Raw genomic sequence first — 17,699 nt, forward strand, 5'->3', positions numbered from 1 at the left:
ATTTATTGGCGTCCTTTTTTGTTCTTACAAGTAACGATGGCTTTACGTATCGACTATTTTTTGATTAATTTGTATAATTAAGGTTATGTAAAGAAAGGTGGTACTGATATTGGCACAACCAATTATTGAATTTAAACATGTCGCAAAACAATATGATGATAATATTGTTCTAAAATCTGTTGATTTAGAAATAGAAGCGGGTAAATTTTATACCTTACTTGGACCATCGGGTTCAGGTAAAACAACAATTTTAAGGTTGATTGCTGGGTTTCTAGAGGCAACTTCTGGTGACATTTTATTTGAAGGACAACGTATTAATGATTTACCACCTGAAAAACGGCGAGTGAATACGGTCTTTCAAAATTATGCACTATTTCCGAATATGAATGTCTTTGATAATGTGGCATTTGGCATGTCAATTAAAGGGAAAAATAAAACTGAAATAAAAACGAAAGTTTCCGAAATGCTGTCATTAGTTAAGTTGGAGGGTTTTGAAGATCGCGAAATTTCCGAATTGTCTGGTGGACAACAACAACGAGTGGCTATTGCACGAGCATTAGCTAATGATCCTGAAGTCTTATTATTAGATGAGCCACTCTCTGCATTAGATTATAAATTACGTAAAGATATGCAATATGAGCTACGTGAAATTCAAAAAAGATTAGGCATAACATTCATTTTTGTGACACATGATCAAGAAGAGGCATTGGCCATGTCTGACTGGATTTTTGTGACAAATGATGGTGAAATTGTACAAAATGGGACGCCAGTCGATATTTATGATGCACCAATTAATCATTTTGTTGCTGATTTTATTGGTGAATCAAATATTTTACCTGGTGTCATGCGTCAAGACTATTTAGTTTCATTTGCTGGTAAAGAATTTGAAAATGTTGATGGTGGGATGAGACCAAATGAATCCGTTGAGGTGGTTTTACGACCAGAAGATTTGGACTTAGTCACTGTAGAAGAAGGAAAATTAGTCGTTACTATTGATGATCAGTCATTTCGTGGTGATTATTATGAAATTACGGCACACGACGATGATCAGAATAATTGGCAAATTCAAGCGACAAACCCAGCTGTCATCGGTGAAAGAAGAGGCTTGTTCTTTGATCCAGAAGATATTCACATTATGCGGTTGAACGAATCTGAAGAAGATTTCGATGCGCGTATGGAAGAATATGAAGATGTAGAGGAGGAAATTGAATGAAGCGTCATGGCACTTTTAGTTACACCATCCCCTATATATTATGGTTAGTTTTATTCGTTATTGCACCACTTATCTTATTAATTGTACAATCATTTGGCAATCTTTCCGGACATTTTACATTAGCAAATTACGCGACCTATTTTGGTTCGGGTACTTATTTGCGAATGACATTTAATTCAGTTTTTTTTGCTTTTATTGTGACGGTCATTACATTGCTTATTAGCTATCCAATGGCATATATTATGAGTCGGTTGAAACATGCACAATTTTGGTTATTGTTAGTCATTTTGCCAACGTGGGTGAATTTATTATTAAAAGCCTATGCCTTTATTGGCCTATTTTCAAAATCAGGAACTGTCAATAATTTTTTAACGCTGATTGGTATTGGACCACATCAGATTATGTTTACGGATTTATCTTTTTTGATTGTTGCGGCTTATATTGAAATACCATTTATGATTATGCCTATATTTAATTCCTTGATTGAACTTGACCAAAGTTATGTTAATGCGGCTCGTGATTTAGGGGCAACATCTTGGCAAACTCTGATTAAGGTGATTTTTCCATTGTCCATGAGTGGTGTAAAAGCCGGTATTCAAGCCGTTTTTATTCCAACACTGTCATTATTCATGATTACGCGTCTGATTGGTGGTAACCGTGTCATCACTTTAGGAACAGCAATTGAGGAGCATTTCTTAGTGACACAAAACTGGGGAATGGGCTCAACAATAGGTGTTGTTTTAATTGTGGCGATGATTTTGACGATGGTGTTGACTAGAGATCGCAAAAAGAAGGGAGTAAAGCATGGCAAATAAGACCAAAAAATGGGCAAGTATTTACTTAGTATTTGTTTTTATATTAATGTATGCACCAATTTTTTATTTAATTTTTTATTCCTTTAATCAAGGTGATTATATGGCTAACTTTGCAGGTTTTTCTCTGCGACACTACGTTGATATGTTTGCTGATACACGTTTGATGCAAATGTTGATAAATACGTTTATTGTTGCCTTATTATCAGCGTTAATTGCGACATTAATTGGTCTGTTTGGTGCCATTGGCATCTATAATACACGGCAACAAACAGTTAAAAACCTTCTATTATCATTGAATAATGTTTTGATGGTATCACCCGATGTTATTATTGGTGCGAGTTTTTTGATCTTTTTTACAATGATTGGATTAAAACTAGGTTTTGGGTCAGTGGTCTTATCACATATTGCTTTTTCGATTCCAATCGTTGTGTTAATGATTTTACCAAAGTTGAATGAGATGAATCCCGCATTAGTAGATGCAGCTCGTGATTTAGGTGCTAATAATTATCAAGTACTGTCACGTGTTATTCTTCCGTATGCTTGGCCAGGTATCTTATCAGGTTTTTTCATGGCAATTACCTATTCACTTGATGATTTTGCAGTAACTTTTTTCGTCACTGGTAATGGGTTTTCAACGTTATCTGTAGAAATATATTCACGAGCACGACAAGGTATTGATTTGTCAATTAACGCGATGTCCGCATTGATGTTCTTGTTATCACTATTGTTGGTGATTATTTACTATTTTATTTCTAACTATAGTTCAAAAAATGGTAAGAAAAAGCGCAACACTAGAATGGTGGTGCATCAATAATGAAGAAAATTATTTGGTTAACAAGTATTATTTTAACAGCTGTTTTAATTTTGTTTGGTATCAATCTGACATTGCAACATACTGATGATGCTGGTGTGAAGGGGAAAGACAGTCAAAAATTAACGATTTATAATTGGGGTGACTATATTGACCCGGCTTTAATTAAGACGTTTCAAAAGGAGACAGGGTATAAAGTTGATTATGAAACATTTGATTCAAATGAGGCAATGTTTACTAAGATTCAACAGGGGGGTACCCACTATGATTTAGCTGTGCCATCTGATTATATGATTCAAAAAATGAAGGCAGCTAATTTGTTGGTGCCATTAGATCATCGACGCCTAACTGGTCTGCAAAATTATGATAAACAGTTTTTAAACCAACCATTTGATCGCGGTAATAAGTATTCCATACCTTATTTTTGGGGTACGTTGGGGATTGTTTATAATGATAAGTATATCAAGCCTAATGAAATAAAAACTTGGAATGATTTATGGCGTCCTCAGTATAAGAAAAGTATTATGTTGATCGATTCATCTCGAGATATTATGGGGATGGCATTGGCTTCTAGTGGACAATCAGTTAATACGAAGAGTATTCCAGAACTAGCAGCAGCAAAGGGAAAGTTGGATACGCTGATGCCTAATGTCAAAGCCATAGTTGCTGATGAAATTAAGATGTATATGGCACAAAATGAAGCTAAGATTGCTGTTGATTACTCGGGTGATGCTTCAGAAATGATGGCAGAAAATAAACATTTGCATTATATTGTGCCAAGTGATGGTGGTAATCTTTGGTTTGATAATATTGTTATGCCAAAAACAGTTAAAAATAAAAAAGCAGCTTATGCATTTTTGAATTTTATGAGCGAACCGAAACATGCTGCTCAGAATGCAGAGTACGTTGGGTATGCGACACCCAATAAAAAGGCGCTAACTTTGTTACCAAAAGCAATTAGAAATGATAAGGCTTGGTATCCATCAAAGAAGACTTTATCAAACCTGGAAGTGTATGAAGATTTAGGACCTACTTGGGTTGGAAGATATAATGATTATTTCTTAGAGTTTAAAATGACAAATCGTTAATTCAAAAAAATATTTTATCTTTAGGCTAAGTAAAAGGTTATACAATAATGTTTATAATTTATGCTTTAAAGTTAATACGGAATGGGAGTTAACAAATATGAAGAAGGGTCGATCAGAGATAATCGTGGCAAGTGTCATTATCATTGTCATGGCTGTTGTTATTGGGATTGCATATCAATCATCACATTCAAGTCAACAGACGACAACGAAAGCAAGTCAGCAATTGTCAAAGAAACAATTAAATAAAATTGCTTTACCACAGTTATCAAATACTATTCGTAAAAATGAGACAGTTGTGGATATTAAAACAACGGTTGGCGATATTAAAGTAAAGCTGTTTGATAAATATACCCCCTTAGCAGTTAAAAACTTTGTGAAGCACGCGCAAACAGGGTACTATAACAATACGATCTTTCATCGTGTAATTAGTGACTTTATGATTCAGGGTGGTGATCCAACTGGTACCGGAACAGGTGGTTCATCTATTTGGAAAAATAAGAATAAAAAAATTGATTCTGGCTCTGGGTTTAAAAATGAAATTTCTGCATCTTTGTATAATATTAGAGGGGCTTTATCGATGGCAAATTCTGGTAAAGATACTAACGGATCACAATTCTTTATTAATCAGAATCATGAAGATGCTTCGACACAGTTAAAGAAAAAGAATTATCCAGACAAAATCATTAAAGCGTATAAAAAGGGTGGCAACCCATCATTGGATGGAAATTATACAGTCTTTGGGCAGGTCATTAGTGGTATGGAGGTTGTTGATAAAATTGCTAGTGCTAAGGTAGAGAACAATGCAGATGGCTCAGAAAAGTCGTCACCAGTTGATCCAGTTAAAATTTTGAGCACAACGGTGATAAAGAAATCTTAAACATAATAAAAACGCTAGCAAACTTTTTTATATATCGTTTACTAGCGTTTTTTCAATTATTTAACAAAATTCTGATGTGAAGAATTTGAGTAGGCGATGGCAGTGTTTGTCACAATCAATTGGAAATAGTTGTCAAAACCAGGTTGATTGTAACTACGTAGTAAGCCGTCAAGGTCAGCAGGTGTCCATTCGGAGACACTGATTGCACCATCACGATATTGCAAAGAATGGGCAATTGCTGAAGTGCTTTCCACTAAATAAAAAGTATCATTAGTGTCTAAGTATAAGAGTTGTAATTTAACGTTACGATTAGCACCTAATGAGGCAGTTGATGTTAAAAAGGGATCTTCTAACCAACGTTTACTAAGGTGTCCATGGCGAAACTTGTGAATTGTTTCTAGTGTATTGCCTATAATTTTCATAATGCACCCTCTAATTCTTCTTATGATTAAAAATATAAAATAATTATAACTTAATTTTAATAAAAATCCATTGTGACTATTAATAGCAAGCAAAATATTTATAATTGGATAATAAAAATACCAACCGCAATCGGGCTGGTATTTTTATGTTTATTGCACAATCAAAACATCTACTTTTGCATTTTGAACAACGAAAGCTGCAACTGAACCAACGAGTAAACGCTCCAAAGTGTTCAACCCTGACTTACCTAACATAATCAAACCGGTATCGTGATCCTTAGGGAAGTCACGTGCAATGACAGTCTTTGGTGATCCAAATCGGACATGGATATTAACTTCTTGAGCGCCTTGTTGATGCGCAATTTCTGCATACTTACCTAACTTTTCTTCAGCATCTTGTACCAATTGATAAACAACATCGCCGGAAATTGACATGCCAGCCAATCCAGAAATTGAATTAGTATCAATGACGTATAATATATCTAAAGCAGTTTGGTTACGTATCGCAACAGCAGCAGCTTTTTCAACTATTGCCTCAGAAATTTTTGAACCATCAAGTGGCGCCAAAATATTCTTATATGCAATCTTATCTTCTGTCATGGCAGTCACCATCCTTATAAATAATTGTTATTCACATAAATCACTTTATATACCTATATTATATACCTAATAACTGGTTATTGTAAGCGCCATCTTAAAATTTAGATAGTAATGGTACATGTATGTAATCCGTATTTAGGTGTCAAATATAAAAAAATTTGCTTTTTAAATTTCACATGGTATAATTTACTTTATGCGATGAGTCGAGAGGATCATTTTAAATGATCTTTGATAAACGGTCTTCATTAACAGCCGAATTGCTGGAGGATGTTAAGGAAGTTGTGGAACTTGCTTAACTGCACATGACTACCTTTGAATTTTTCAATGGGTGTACGTTGACTGATGGGTAACCATCACGTGAGCTAAGACGCGTCAATCTTAGCAATGCCAAATGAAATACACCGTCTTTTAAAAGACGGTGTATTTTTTTATAAAAGTGCAAAACCTTAATAAGTTGTATTTTAAATCTATACTTGATTAAGTTATTTTCTGTGAAATGGTATATAATGAGGTGTGAGTTGAATATATCTGATAAGATACAGGGGGACGTATCACATGGAAAAATTAATTCAAATTCGCGTTGAAGAGGATGTTCGTAATGCAGCAGATGCTGTATTCAAAGAAAATGGGTTAACGACACAACAAGCAGTTAAGATGTTTTTAACCCAGGTTGCTCACAGTGGTGAATCACCATTTAATGATTTATTTAGAGCTAAAAACAATTAATGTCATCAAGAATTTGCCATCATACTAGGAATGGATATTTCCATTTCTGGTTTTTATTTTGTATTAGATAAATTGTAGGATATTTAGCCAAATATAGGCATAATTTTGATATACTGATGCTAGGAATAACTGGAGGATTTACATGAAAGCAGTTACTTTTAAAAATTTTTCTTTTTGGCAACGAATTATTATTAACACGATTATGCTATTAGCAATGGCCGGATTATTTAGAGATGGTCTATATATTAGAAGTATTTGGACCGCAATATTAGCTGCAGTTATTTTGGGAATTTTAAATGCGCTCGTGAAACCAGTCTTACATTTGCTTGCATTGCCATTTACCATTTTATCGTTTGGTTTATTTGGCTTAATTATTAATGGGCTGGTGTTGTGGCTGACAGCCTGGGTTGTCGGTGATGGCTTTCGATTTGCTAGCTTTGGATGGGCTGTATTCATTGCAATCATTATGTCTGTCGTAAATATGATAATTTCGAGTTATTTTAGTAAAGACAATAATCAATAGTTAAGATAGGTGTTGGAAAATGGCAAAAGAATTAACAGTAAAAGATTTATTAGATAATACGCGTCTAAAAATCGTCACCGGTGAAAAATATTTAGACCGTAAAATCACAACCCCAGATATTTCAAGACCTGGTCTAGAAATGACGGGTTATTTTAATTATTATGCACCTGAACGAATTCAACTAATGGGCATTACAGAAACATCATTTGCTCATCGAATGAATCATGCAGAGTTATTACTCATTGCAAGAAAAATGATGCAACCAAACACACCAACATTTGTTGTTTCAACAGGTCGACAACTACCAAAAGAATTTATGCAGGTGGCGGACGAAACACATATTCCAGTATTAGCTACTGAATTAACGTCTTCAAAAATTTTAGCTAATATGACTTATTTCTTAAGTGGTGGTTTAGCTGAACGTCAATCTATTCATGGTGTCTTAGTAGATATGTATGGCTTAGGTGTTTTGATTACAGGCGATTCAGGTGTTGGTAAATCTGAAACGGCATTGGAGCTTGTGCAACGTGGTCATCGTTTAATTGCGGATGATCGTGTTGATGTTTATGCACAAGATGATGAACGTTTGGTAGGGGAACCACCTGCAATTCTCCGAAATTTGATGGAGTTACGGGGTGTTGGTATTATTGATGTCATGGATTTGTTTGGTGCCGGTGCTGTTCGTTCTCATGCAACGATCGCCTTTAATTTGCATCTAGCAAAATGGCATGATGATCAAGAAGTTGATCGTTTAGGAAATGGTGAAGAAATTATTAATATTCAAGGTGTCGACTTACCTCGGTTCGTTTTACCTGTACAAGCTGGACGAAATCTAGCGGTGTTGATTGAAACGGCAGCAAAAAACTTCCGAGCTAAGAAAATGGGCTTTGATGCCACTGAAACTTTTAATAATAATTTGAATAATCTTATTGCTGAAAATTCAAAGTAAGTAGAATATTGTTGATTTATGGCAGTTGATTAATGATAAAATTGCGAAGATATTAGAATATGGTATTATTATGATATTGCCATTCATGCAATAAGAAGGAGGAATCTCGTGGGTAACGAAATTATTGCAGTTTTAGGTGCTGGATCGTGGGGAACGGCATTGGCAAATGTTGCTGCTGAAAATGGACACGATGTTCGTCTCTGGAGCCATCGCGCATCACAAGTTGATGAAATCAATCAGAAGCATCGTAATAGTAAGTATCTTGGTAACAGTCTAATTAATAAAGGCGTTGTTGCGACAGCAGATATGAAATTTGCTATTCAAGATGCGGACATTGTATTGAGTGTCGTGCCAACCAAAGCAACACGTGAAGTTGCAAAGCAATTGGTAACGGTTCTTAAACAATTAAAACAACCGATTATTTTGATGGCTGCAACTAAGGGATTGGAACCAGAAACATACAAACGTGTGTCAGAAATGTTGACTGAAGAAGTACCAGTAGCCTATCTACAAGGCCTGGGTGTTATTTCAGGACCATCACATGCAGAAGGGGTTATGGTTCATGATCCAACACTAGTTACAGCAGTTAGCACCGATTTAGCAACTGCTGAGCGTGTGCAATTAGCACTAAGTAATCAAGTTTTCCGTGTTTATACAAATACAGATATTATTGGTTCTGAATATGGTGCTGCACTAAAGAATGTGATTGCTATCGGTGCTGGTGCACTTGAAAGTTTGGGTTATGATGCAAATGCCAAAGCGGCATTGTTCACTCGTGGACTAGCTGAAATTAGTCGTTTAGGCCAAGCCTTTGGTGCTAACCCAATAACCTTTATGGGATTATCAGGGGTTGGTGACCTATTTGCAACCGCAACATCGGTTCATTCTCGTAATTATCGAGCGGGTGTGCAATTAGGCGAGGGTAAGCGATTAGACGAAATTATTGACAATATGGGGATGGTTATTGAAGGTATTTCAACAACCAAAGTTGCTCACGAATTAGCACAGCAAAAGCACGTTGAAATGCCAATTACATCAGCTATTTATCATGTGTTATATGAAAATCAAGATGTTAAAGAAGCAATTCAATTATTAATGGGACGACCAGTCTCACAAGAAGGGAAGTAGAATTATCATGAAACCAGTACGTAAAGCAATTATTCCAGCTGCCGGATTAGGAACACGTTTCTTACCAGCAACAAAGGCATTAGCAAAAGAAATGCTACCAATTGTTGATAAGCCAACAATTCAGTTTATTATTGAAGAAGCATTAGCTTCAGGCATTGAAGATATTGTTATTGTTGATGGTAAGTCAAAGCGTTCTATTGAAGATCATTTTGATTCAAATCCGGAATTAGAGAATAACTTACGTGAAAAAGGCAAAGATGAATTGTTAAAAATCGTTCAAGAGACAACGGATATCAATTTATACTTTATTCGTCAATCACACCCACGCGGGTTAGGTGATGCTGTTTTGACAGCTAAGTCATTTATTGGTGACGAACCATTTGTTGTTATGCTTGGAGATGATTTGATGAGTGATCAAGAACCATTGACTAAGCAATTGATTGATCGTTACAATACAACTGGTGAGTCAACTTTGGCTGTCATGCGAGTACCACATGATCAAGTGTCAGAATATGGTGTGATTGCTCCTGAAAAAGAAGTTGAACCTGGTTTGCACCAAGTGAATACTTTTGTTGAAAAGCCAAAGCCAGAAGATGCACCTTCTGATTTAGCGATTATTGGTCGTTACCTATTAACACCTGAGATTTTCGAAGAATTAGAGAAAACAAAGCCAGGTAAGGGAAATGAAATTCAATTAACTGATGCCATTGATTCATTAAATAAGCGTCAACATGTTTATGCGCATGAATTTAAAGGTGACCGTTATGATATTGGGTCAAAGATTGGTTTCTTGACAACTAATATTGAATTTGGGCTACAACACCCACAAACTGGTGAAGCTTTGAAAGCATATATTAAAGATTTAGCTAAAAAATTGGATTAGTGTTATTAGTTATTAAGATAACGACAATCTTGTGCAACACAGTCAAAGGTTAACAACTGACCATATTAGGTGGTTACGCTGTTAGCCTTTTCTAATGTGATCAAGTGGTAGATTGGTTATCATTCTATATTGATTACAAAAAGTAAGTTAAAGTTCTTGCTTTCTTGATAAAAGCATGTAAAATATAGTAGATAGTTAAGAAGACTTCTATTAGAAGTACTTGAAGGGGGAGGTGTTGTTATGACCCAACACTATGACACAATAATTTTAGGTGCTGGTCCTGGTGGCATGACGGCAGCAACTTATGCTTCGCGCGCAAATTTATCTGTATTAATGATTGATCGCGGTATTTATGGTGGTCAGATGAATAATACGGCAGAGGTGGAAAATTACCCAGGCTTTAGCAGTATTTTAGGACCAGATCTTGCCGAGAAAATGTATCAGTCATCAACACAGTTTGGTGCTGAGTATGCATTTGGCACTGTTTTACATGTGCAGGCTGAAACTGATGGCTCATGGCGTGTTGTGACTGATATGGACGAGTACACAACCAATACAGTGATTGTAGCGACAGGCTCAGATTATAAGAAGCTAGCAGTTCCAGGTGAAGATCAATATACAGGACGAGGTGTCTCATATTGTGCAGTCTGTGATGGTGCCTTTTTCCGTGGCCAACATGTTATCGTTGTTGGTGGTGGTGATTCAGCCGTTGAAGAAGCAACATATCTTGCTGGCTTAGCCGATAAGGTGACAGTTTTCCATCGTCGTGACAAATTACGTGCACAACAAATTTTGCAGGATCGTGCCTTTGCAAACGACAAGATTGAATTTGTTTGGAATACAGAAGTTGAAGAAATTCTAGGTGATGATAAAAAAGTTACTGGTGTTCGAGTGCACAATAATGTCACTGATGAAGTTTATACGGTTGATGCAGCCGGTGTGTTTATTTATGTTGGTGTTTTACCAGTTTCAAGTGTTGTCACTGATTTAGGTATTACAAATGAACAAGGCTGGATTCAAACAAATGAACGTATGGAGACGGCACAACCAGGTATTTTTGCGTTAGGTGACGTTCGTGAAAAAGAACTACGTCAAATAACAACTGCAGTAGGTGATGCTGCGATTGCTGGTCAAAATGTTTTTTCATATAATGAAAACTTTAAAATGCAACAACATAAAATGACAGAACATAGTTAAAAGTTTTAGAGTTGGATATTTGGTATCACGTGCCAATATTTGTAGACTTTTTTGTAAGGTTGGGACATCTGGTTTGTTCCAACCTTTTTATTTCATAAAGGATGTGTAAATGACAACTTTTTATTTTGTACGTCATGGACAAACTAATGCTAACGCTGAGAATCTAAAACAGGGACAAATTAATACGTTAATAACGCAGTTAAACGATTTTGGTGTTGCACAGGTAAAACGCTTGGCAGATAAATTTGATTTTTCCTTTGCTGACCAGTTAATAGCAAGTCCGTTAGATAGAACGATCCAAACAGCTAAAATTCTTAATCACCGTAAACGATTGCCACTGACAACTGATGATCGGCTATTAGAAATTTCATACGGGCAATGGGATGGGCAGTCGAATGGCTTACTACAAAATCAATATTCTGATGTATTTGATCAAGTCATACATGATGTCACCCCTGATTATGTAAAATATGCTGGTGATGGCGAGACCTTTGAACAAGTTGTCCGTCGTGTAAAAGCATTTTTGGATGACATGACAAAGCAGTGGCCAAACGATCAAATTGTAGTAGTGACACATGGCTTTACAATCAAAGCTGTTGTGATGACAATTTTTGGCATCACAAGCGCGACAAAAAAATTACCTGAACCAGATAATGCGAGTGTGACAAAATTAACACAAACGTTAGCTGGTGATCGTTATTTGTATTATTACAACCGTGCATAGTGGCTAAATATTTTTTTTATTAAAATATTAATGTTTTTTTGTGGTTTGCATGAGTATAATTGTTTTAATAGTACTTAGGAGGAAGCAGAGCATGACGCAAGGCGTAAGATTAGTTGCTTCATCGCATTATGTCCCGCAAGATATTGTGACTAATGATGACTTAGCCACAATTATGGATACGAATGATGAATGGATACAAACACATACCGGTATCAAAACGAGGCATGTTTCGTTGCAAGGAGAAAATACGTCGGATTTAGCGACTAAGGCAGCTAAACAGGCACTTGCTCAAACTGAACTAACGCCAGCAGATATTGATTTAATTATCGTCACGACATTTACACCAGATGGCTTGGCACCTTCAACAGCGGCTTTGGTACAAAAAAATTTACAAGCAGAAAATGCATGGGCTTATGATATTTCTACTGCTTGTGCTGGTTTTATTTTTGGTTTAAGTACAGCAGATAAATTTTTACGCTCTGGTGTGGCAAAACATGCATTAGTTATTTCAGCAGAAGTAAATTCTAAAATGATGGATTTTAAAGATCGCGCATCATCTGTCTTTTTCGGGGACGGCGCTGGCGCATTTATTTTAGAAGCAAGTAATCAATCATTGTTGGTTGCAGAAGAGATGCATACGATTGGTAATGATGAAGTTGTTCATTCAGGTCGCATTTCGCCATTACGTGAATTATCGGCGGAAAATTATCCAAAAACAGAAGCATTTCACCAAGAAGGTCGTCAGGTATTTAGTGAAGTCGAACGGTTAATTCCAAATCACATGAGACACTTTTTAACAGAAAATGGTCTAACGCCAGATGATATTGACTACTATATTCCACATCAGGCTAATCTTAGAATTATTGAAATGATTGCTAATCAATTGCGACAACCTATGACCAAATTTACAACGAATGTGACAAAGTATGGTAATACTTCTTCGGCGGGAATTGCGATGGGGTTAGATGAATTAAGACATCAAGTATCATTAAGCGGTAAGAAAGTCTTACTAACAGGTTTTGGCGCTGGATTTACTTACGGTAGTCTCTTGTGTCAGTTTTAATAATCGCTGTATAATGTATATTGAGGAGGCAAAATGGATTATAGTCAAATGTTAGATCAATTAAGATCAGGCGAATTAGATCAATTTATCGTCACTTCAAAAGAGTTTTCCGATTTTTATGTGGTATGGCGAGATTATCCGTACCAAAATGCGATTAGGGGCATTGCCGAGCGTGGTGGTACAATTACTTATACAGCAAAAAATGACGAAGCATCATAGAATAAAATTTAGAGGTTAGCTATTCCAAATTATATTTTATGAAAAAAATATGTAAGCGCTTGCGATTATATCTTAGACCTGATAAAATGTACCTATGAAGGTTGGTTAAAAAAGATTGTTGAAAGCATGACTTAACTTAACCCAAAGTAAAAGAATAATATTTAAATTTAGAGGAGATTATCACCATGGAATCACGCGAATTTCACATTGTAGCCGAAACTGGTATTCACGCTCGCCCAGCAACTTTGTTGGTTCAAGCAGCTTCAAAGTTTTCATCAAACGTTACTTTGTCATACCAAGGCAAGGATGTTAACTTGAAGTCAATTATGGGTGTTATGTCATTAGGTGTTGGTCAAAATGCTGATGTTAAGATTTCTGCTGAAGGTGATGATGAGGCAGATGCCTTAGCAGCTATTGCAGAAACGATGTCAGCTGAAGGTTTGACAGAATAATTTTGTAACTGAATTAAACAGATTTTAAGGGAAAATAAAATGACTAATAAAATTACAGGAATTGCGGCTTCAAACGGTGTTGCAATTGCGAAAGCATATAAGTTAGTTGACCCAGATCTGTCTTTTGAGACTCGTAAAGTTGACGATTCTCAAAAGGAAAAAGACCGCGTTCAAGCGGCCTTTTTGTCTTCTAAGGCAGATTTGGAAACAATTCGTACAAAAGCTGAAAAATCAATGGGTGCTGATGAAGCAGAAGTTTTCACTGCCCATATTATGGTACTGGAAGATCCAGAACTACTCAGTGGTATTAATGACAAAATTGATAGTGATAAGATAAATGCGGAAGCTGCTGTTAAATCAGTGACTGATATGTATATTAGTATGTTTGAAGGTATGGCAGATGATAATCCATACATGGCAGAACGTGCAGCCGATATTCGTGACGTGACAAAGCGTGTCATGAGTCATCTGTTAGGAAAGAACTTACCAAATCCAGCATTAATTGATGAAGAAGTCATTATCGTTGCACAAGATATGACACCATCTGATACGGCTCAATTAGATCGTCGTTTTGTGAAGGGCTTTATTACTAATGTTGGTGGGCGAACAGCGCATGCTGCCATTATGGCTCGTACATTGGAGATTCCTGCTATTGTCGGTTCTGATGTTGCAACGGCAGAAATTGCTGAAGGCGATACAGTCGTCTTAGATGGTTTGGATGGGGTTGCTTTGGTAAATCCAACGACGGAAGAAGTCAAAGTTTACCAAGAAAAAGGAGACCAATATATAGCTAAGAAGGCAGAGTGGGCGAAGTTAAAGAATGAACAGTCTGTTTCTGCTGATGGCAAGAATTTTGTGATTGGTGCTAATATTGGTACGCCAAAAGATCTTGATGGTGTCAATGAAAATGGTGCTGAGGGCGTTGGCCTTTATCGTACAGAGTTCTTATATATGGATTCGTCAGAACTACCAACTGAAGAAGATCAATTTGAATCATACAAGAAAGTTCTAGAAAGCATGGATGGTAAGCCAGTTACTGTTCGTACAATGGATATTGGTGGAGATAAGCATCTGCCATACTTGCCATTGCCAGAAGAAGACAATCCATTTATGGGTTATCGTGCTATCCGTATTTCATTAGATCGTGATGACATTTTCCGGACGCAGTTGCGTGCGTTATTGCGAGCTTCTGTCTATGGTCAATTGTGGATTATGTTCCCAATGGTCGCAACATTACCAGAATTTCGGGCTGCTCGTAATATCTTTAAAGAAGAAAAAGCAAAATTAGTCGAAGAAGGTATTGCCGTTTCAGATGATATCAAGTTGGGTATCATGATTGAAATTCCTGCAGCAGCAGTTTTAGCTGATAAGTTTGCACAAGAAGTAGACTTTTTCTCAATTGGAACAAATGATTTAATTGGTTATTCAATGGCTGCTGATCGTGGCAATGATCGTGTGTCATATTTGTATCAGCCATACAATCCATCAATTTTGCGATTGGTTAAGAATGTGATTGATTCTGCACATAAGTACGGCAAGTTTGCTGCAATGTGTGGTGAGATGGCGGGGGATCCAATTGCCTTGCCAATTCTTGTTGGTATGGGATTGGATGAATTCTCAATGTCAGCAACGTCTATTCTACAGGCACGTTCTTTAATGAAGAAGTTGGATACAAAGGATATGGCTGAACTGGCCGCAAAGGCAGTTGATGCTGAAACAAATGATGAAGTCATTGCTTTAGTAAAAAGTACTGTAACAGTCGAATAATTATGCTGATTAATAAGACTGTCTTGGTTAAGTAACTGAGACAGTTTTTTTTATCTGTAAAATTAACTAGGAAATAATCATATCAGGGGATCCTTATTAAGGCTTAATGACATTAATCATTTTTTAATGAGGCACATGATTGCCACGTTGCAAAATGTTATCGGTAACATGAAATTCCTTGAAATGATGGTTAATTAAACTTTATAAATATATTTAAAATTAAATTGTATTTATAAAAAAAAATATACAATTCATTAATAATAAACGAGTTTTATCTTTATTTGGAAGCGTTTTCTTTGATGGGTAGCAGAGTATTGAATGTTCAGTCAAACTCCGATATGCTAAAACCATTAATAAATATTTGGGGAAACATGTAGATGTCTACAAAATGGTGGCAAAACGAGGTTGTTTATCAAATTTATCCACGATCTTTTCAGGATACAAATCATGATGGGATTGGTGATATTCAAGGGATGATTGATCATTTAGACTATATCCAAGAATTAGGGGTCACAATGATTTGGGTATCGCCAATCTACAAATCACCGATGGTTGATATGGGGTATGACATTTCTGATTACCGAGATATTGATCTACAATTTGGTACGTTGGCTGATTTTAAACGATTCTTATACGAAGCAAAAAAAAGAGGAATCAAGGTTATCATGGACTTAGTGGTAAACCATACTTCTGATCAGCATCAATGGTTTATTGATGCGTTGGAGAATCCTGATAGTGAGTATCGTGATTACTATATTTTTAAGCAAAGTGATAACGGTAAAGCGCCAAATAATTGGCGCAGTATTTTCGGTGGTTCAACTTGGAAACCCGTCCCTGGAGAACCAGGGAATTATTATTTTCACACATTTGCATCACAGCAACCAGACTTAAACTGGGAAAATCCGAAATTAAGACAAGCAATTTATCAAATGATTAATTGGTGGCTTGAACTAGGTGTTGCTGGTTTCAGAGTTGATGCAATTACGCATTTGAAAAAAGATTTGGACTGGGCAAGTCTGCCAGCTGATGGTAGTGATGGCTTAGTTTCTGTTATAAAGAAGGGGCAAAATCGCCCGGGTATTGATCTTTTCTTAAATGAATTAAAGGCGACAACATTTGATAAGTATGATGCAATCACTGTTGGTGAAGCATATGGTGTGCCTGAAGAAGACTTAGGTAAATATATTGGTCCAGATGGTTACTTTTCAATGATCTTTGATTTTTCATATATGAATATTGATGTGAAAAACTCTGATGAGTGGTACCGAGGTCGTCGACAGTGGACAGTAAAAGAGCTACGTGAGGCATTATTTGAATCACAACGAGTTGCGTTCCAAGATAAGGGTACCTTGGCAAATGTGTTGGAAAATCATGATCAACCACGTGTCTTGTCAAAATTAATTCCTAACAAAAAATATCAGACGTCAGATGCAGCAAAAGCTTTAGCAACGATGTATTACTTTTTACCAGGTATACCATTTATTTATCAAGGACAAGAAATTGGAATGAAAAATTTTGAGCGTCATGATATTACTGAATTTAATGATGTGTCATCGATTAATAATTATCAAATGGCACTCAAAGATGGTTATTCAAAAAAGGATGCTTTAGCAGCAATCAATGATAAATCTCGTGATAATGCCAGAGTACCAATGCAATGGGATGATTCAAAATTTGCAGGTTTTTCTGATGTGACACCGTGGTTAACGATGGGAACTGATAGGGAGGGTGTCAATGTCCGAGAAGAAATAGATGAACCACGATCGGTTCTAAATTACTATAAGCAACTAGGACAATTGCATCATGATCAAGACTGGGAATCCGTGATAACGACTGGTGATTTTGAACCGATGGTATCATTACCTGATACAGTCGTTGGATATCAAAGAAAACTCAAAAATCAAATATTAACAGTCCTTGTTAACTTAAGTCCGAAAACAATACAATTTGGTAGTGATAGATATGGTAAGGTACTTAGCCAAGTTGGAGACATCACAATGAAGGAAAATACGATTGAGATGTCTGGTTATTCAGCTATCGTGATAGGCCAGTTTTAATTAAAAAATTTTAAGGCTCGTTATCATAATTGTCTATATGTTTAAAAAAAAAAATCAATTCTTTTTTACACGCAACTAACTTCTTTACATAGGGGTTTTCGCCCAAATTTATTGTCTGATTAATAATTTTTATTCATCGTCAAATCTGAATTGGTACATAAGCGTGGTATAATCAAGACAAGCAC

The 17,699-nt window shown here is 36.2% G+C and carries 19 protein-coding genes; 17 read left to right on the forward strand and 2 right to left on the reverse strand.

Going from position 1 to position 17,699, the window contains the following annotated elements; genetic code table 11:
* Positions 1-109 precede the first annotated feature (109 nt).
* The 5 genes from ACSKY2_RS09320 to ACSKY2_RS09340 all read left to right on the forward strand — a co-directional run bounded on the left by ACSKY2_RS09320 (position 110) and on the right by ACSKY2_RS09340 (position 4,804).
* Positions 110-1,213: an ABC transporter ATP-binding protein gene (locus ACSKY2_RS09320; RefSeq protein WP_489839984.1), complete on the forward strand. Its 1,104-nt coding sequence runs from the start codon at positions 110-112 to the stop codon at positions 1,211-1,213.
* Positions 1,210-2,028, forward strand: coding sequence for an ABC transporter permease (locus tag ACSKY2_RS09325; RefSeq protein WP_489877556.1), 819 nt, complete (start codon positions 1,210-1,212; stop codon positions 2,026-2,028). Before ACSKY2_RS09320 ends, ACSKY2_RS09325 begins: the two co-directional genes overlap by 4 nt.
* On the forward strand, positions 2,018-2,842 hold the full coding sequence (locus ACSKY2_RS09330) for an ABC transporter permease (protein WP_489839982.1): 825 nt from the start codon (positions 2,018-2,020) through the stop codon (positions 2,840-2,842). The genes ACSKY2_RS09325 and ACSKY2_RS09330 overlap by 11 nt, the downstream gene beginning before the upstream one ends.
* Complete coding sequence (locus ACSKY2_RS09335) at positions 2,842-3,927, forward strand: ABC transporter substrate-binding protein (RefSeq protein ID WP_489877557.1); 1,086 nt, start codon at positions 2,842-2,844, stop codon at positions 3,925-3,927. The genes ACSKY2_RS09330 and ACSKY2_RS09335 overlap by 1 nt, the downstream gene beginning before the upstream one ends.
* A 97-nt stretch (positions 3,928-4,024) precedes the next feature.
* The gene (locus tag ACSKY2_RS09340) at positions 4,025-4,804 is read left to right on the forward strand and encodes a peptidylprolyl isomerase (protein WP_489877558.1); all 780 of its coding nucleotides are present in this window, start codon (positions 4,025-4,027) and stop codon (positions 4,802-4,804) included.
* A 56-nt stretch (positions 4,805-4,860) separates the two neighbouring features.
* On the opposite strand, the gene ACSKY2_RS09345 is transcribed toward ACSKY2_RS09340, so the two are convergent.
* Together ACSKY2_RS09345 and ACSKY2_RS09350 are read right to left on the reverse strand one after the other, a co-directional pair.
* Positions 4,861-5,226, reverse strand: coding sequence for a hypothetical protein (locus ACSKY2_RS09345; RefSeq protein WP_489839979.1), 366 nt, complete (start codon positions 5,224-5,226; stop codon positions 4,861-4,863).
* Positions 5,227-5,376: 150 nt separating this feature from the next.
* The gene (locus ACSKY2_RS09350; RefSeq protein ID WP_489877559.1) at positions 5,377-5,826 is read right to left on the reverse strand and encodes a universal stress protein; all 450 of its coding nucleotides are present in this window, start codon (positions 5,824-5,826) and stop codon (positions 5,377-5,379) included.
* A 555-nt stretch (positions 5,827-6,381) separates the two neighbouring features.
* Here ACSKY2_RS09350 and ACSKY2_RS09355 point away from each other — a divergent pair.
* From ACSKY2_RS09355 to ACSKY2_RS09410, 12 genes are all read left to right on the forward strand, one after another.
* On the forward strand, positions 6,382-6,552 hold the full coding sequence (locus ACSKY2_RS09355) for a type II toxin-antitoxin system RelB/DinJ family antitoxin (protein WP_489839977.1): 171 nt from the start codon (positions 6,382-6,384) through the stop codon (positions 6,550-6,552).
* Between the two features lie 142 nt (positions 6,553-6,694).
* Entirely contained in the window at positions 6,695-7,075 is a 381-nt protein-coding gene (locus ACSKY2_RS09360) for a phage holin family protein (protein WP_489877560.1), read from the forward strand.
* A 19-nt stretch (positions 7,076-7,094) separates the two neighbouring features.
* A complete protein-coding gene (hprK, locus tag ACSKY2_RS09365) occupies positions 7,095-8,024 on the forward strand; it encodes an HPr(Ser) kinase/phosphatase (RefSeq protein WP_489877561.1) in 930 nt (309 codons plus the stop codon).
* A gap of 108 nt (positions 8,025-8,132) precedes the next feature.
* Positions 8,133-9,152, forward strand: a complete 1,020-nt coding sequence (locus tag ACSKY2_RS09370; RefSeq protein WP_489877562.1) for an NAD(P)H-dependent glycerol-3-phosphate dehydrogenase — start codon at positions 8,133-8,135, stop codon at positions 9,150-9,152.
* Positions 9,153-9,159: 7 nt separating this feature from the next.
* Positions 9,160-10,035 carry a UTP--glucose-1-phosphate uridylyltransferase GalU gene (gene galU / locus ACSKY2_RS09375; protein WP_489877563.1) on the forward strand — a complete coding sequence of 292 codons (876 nt, stop codon included), beginning with the start codon at positions 9,160-9,162 and terminating at the stop codon, positions 10,033-10,035.
* Positions 10,036-10,275: 240 nt separating this feature from the next.
* Positions 10,276-11,232, forward strand: a complete 957-nt coding sequence (gene trxB, locus ACSKY2_RS09380; protein WP_489877564.1) for a thioredoxin-disulfide reductase — start codon at positions 10,276-10,278, stop codon at positions 11,230-11,232.
* Between the two features lie 109 nt (positions 11,233-11,341).
* On the forward strand, positions 11,342-11,956 hold the full coding sequence (locus ACSKY2_RS09385) for a histidine phosphatase family protein (RefSeq protein ID WP_489877565.1): 615 nt from the start codon (positions 11,342-11,344) through the stop codon (positions 11,954-11,956).
* A gap of 91 nt (positions 11,957-12,047) precedes the next feature.
* Positions 12,048-13,019 (forward strand): beta-ketoacyl-ACP synthase III, encoded by a 972-nt coding sequence (locus tag ACSKY2_RS09390; RefSeq protein WP_489877566.1) that lies wholly within the window; start codon positions 12,048-12,050, stop codon positions 13,017-13,019.
* A 33-nt stretch (positions 13,020-13,052) separates the two neighbouring features.
* Entirely contained in the window at positions 13,053-13,238 is a 186-nt protein-coding gene (gene ykzS, locus ACSKY2_RS09395) for a protein YkzS (protein WP_489839969.1), read from the forward strand.
* Between the two features lie 185 nt (positions 13,239-13,423).
* Positions 13,424-13,690, forward strand: coding sequence for a phosphocarrier protein HPr (locus ACSKY2_RS09400; RefSeq protein WP_489839968.1), 267 nt, complete (start codon positions 13,424-13,426; stop codon positions 13,688-13,690).
* A 39-nt stretch (positions 13,691-13,729) separates the two neighbouring features.
* Positions 13,730-15,457, forward strand: a complete 1,728-nt coding sequence (gene ptsP / locus ACSKY2_RS09405) for a phosphoenolpyruvate--protein phosphotransferase (RefSeq protein ID WP_489877567.1) — start codon at positions 13,730-13,732, stop codon at positions 15,455-15,457.
* A gap of 377 nt (positions 15,458-15,834) precedes the next feature.
* Positions 15,835-17,514 carry an alpha-glucosidase gene (locus ACSKY2_RS09410; protein WP_489877568.1) on the forward strand — a complete coding sequence of 560 codons (1,680 nt, stop codon included), beginning with the start codon at positions 15,835-15,837 and terminating at the stop codon, positions 17,512-17,514.
* Positions 17,515-17,699 lie beyond the last annotated feature (185 nt).

This window comes from Weissella sp. ESL1156, assembly GCF_058505625.1.

Coding starts and splice junctions, on each gene's coding strand:
- ACSKY2_RS09410 (WP_489877568.1), top strand. CDS start 15,835: ATGTCTACAAAATGGTGGCAAAACGAGGTTGTTTATCAAATTTATCCA.
- ACSKY2_RS09345 (WP_489839979.1), bottom strand. CDS start 5,226: ATGAAAATTATAGGCAATACACTAGAAACAATTCACAAGTTTCGCCAT.
- ACSKY2_RS09325 (WP_489877556.1), top strand. CDS start 1,210: ATGAAGCGTCATGGCACTTTTAGTTACACCATCCCCTATATATTATGG.
- ACSKY2_RS09330 (WP_489839982.1), top strand. CDS start 2,018: ATGGCAAATAAGACCAAAAAATGGGCAAGTATTTACTTAGTATTTGTT.
- hprK (WP_489877561.1), top strand. CDS start 7,095: ATGGCAAAAGAATTAACAGTAAAAGATTTATTAGATAATACGCGTCTA.
- ACSKY2_RS09400 (WP_489839968.1), top strand. CDS start 13,424: ATGGAATCACGCGAATTTCACATTGTAGCCGAAACTGGTATTCACGCT.
- ACSKY2_RS09390 (WP_489877566.1), top strand. CDS start 12,048: ATGACGCAAGGCGTAAGATTAGTTGCTTCATCGCATTATGTCCCGCAA.
- ptsP (WP_489877567.1), top strand. CDS start 13,730: ATGACTAATAAAATTACAGGAATTGCGGCTTCAAACGGTGTTGCAATT.
- ACSKY2_RS09340 (WP_489877558.1), top strand. CDS start 4,025: ATGAAGAAGGGTCGATCAGAGATAATCGTGGCAAGTGTCATTATCATT.
- ykzS (WP_489839969.1), top strand. CDS start 13,053: ATGGATTATAGTCAAATGTTAGATCAATTAAGATCAGGCGAATTAGAT.
- ACSKY2_RS09360 (WP_489877560.1), top strand. CDS start 6,695: ATGAAAGCAGTTACTTTTAAAAATTTTTCTTTTTGGCAACGAATTATT.
- galU (WP_489877563.1), top strand. CDS start 9,160: ATGAAACCAGTACGTAAAGCAATTATTCCAGCTGCCGGATTAGGAACA.
- ACSKY2_RS09355 (WP_489839977.1), top strand. CDS start 6,382: ATGGAAAAATTAATTCAAATTCGCGTTGAAGAGGATGTTCGTAATGCA.
- ACSKY2_RS09385 (WP_489877565.1), top strand. CDS start 11,342: ATGACAACTTTTTATTTTGTACGTCATGGACAAACTAATGCTAACGCT.
- trxB (WP_489877564.1), top strand. CDS start 10,276: ATGACCCAACACTATGACACAATAATTTTAGGTGCTGGTCCTGGTGGC.
- ACSKY2_RS09350 (WP_489877559.1), bottom strand. CDS start 5,826: ATGACAGAAGATAAGATTGCATATAAGAATATTTTGGCGCCACTTGAT.
- ACSKY2_RS09335 (WP_489877557.1), top strand. CDS start 2,842: ATGAAGAAAATTATTTGGTTAACAAGTATTATTTTAACAGCTGTTTTA.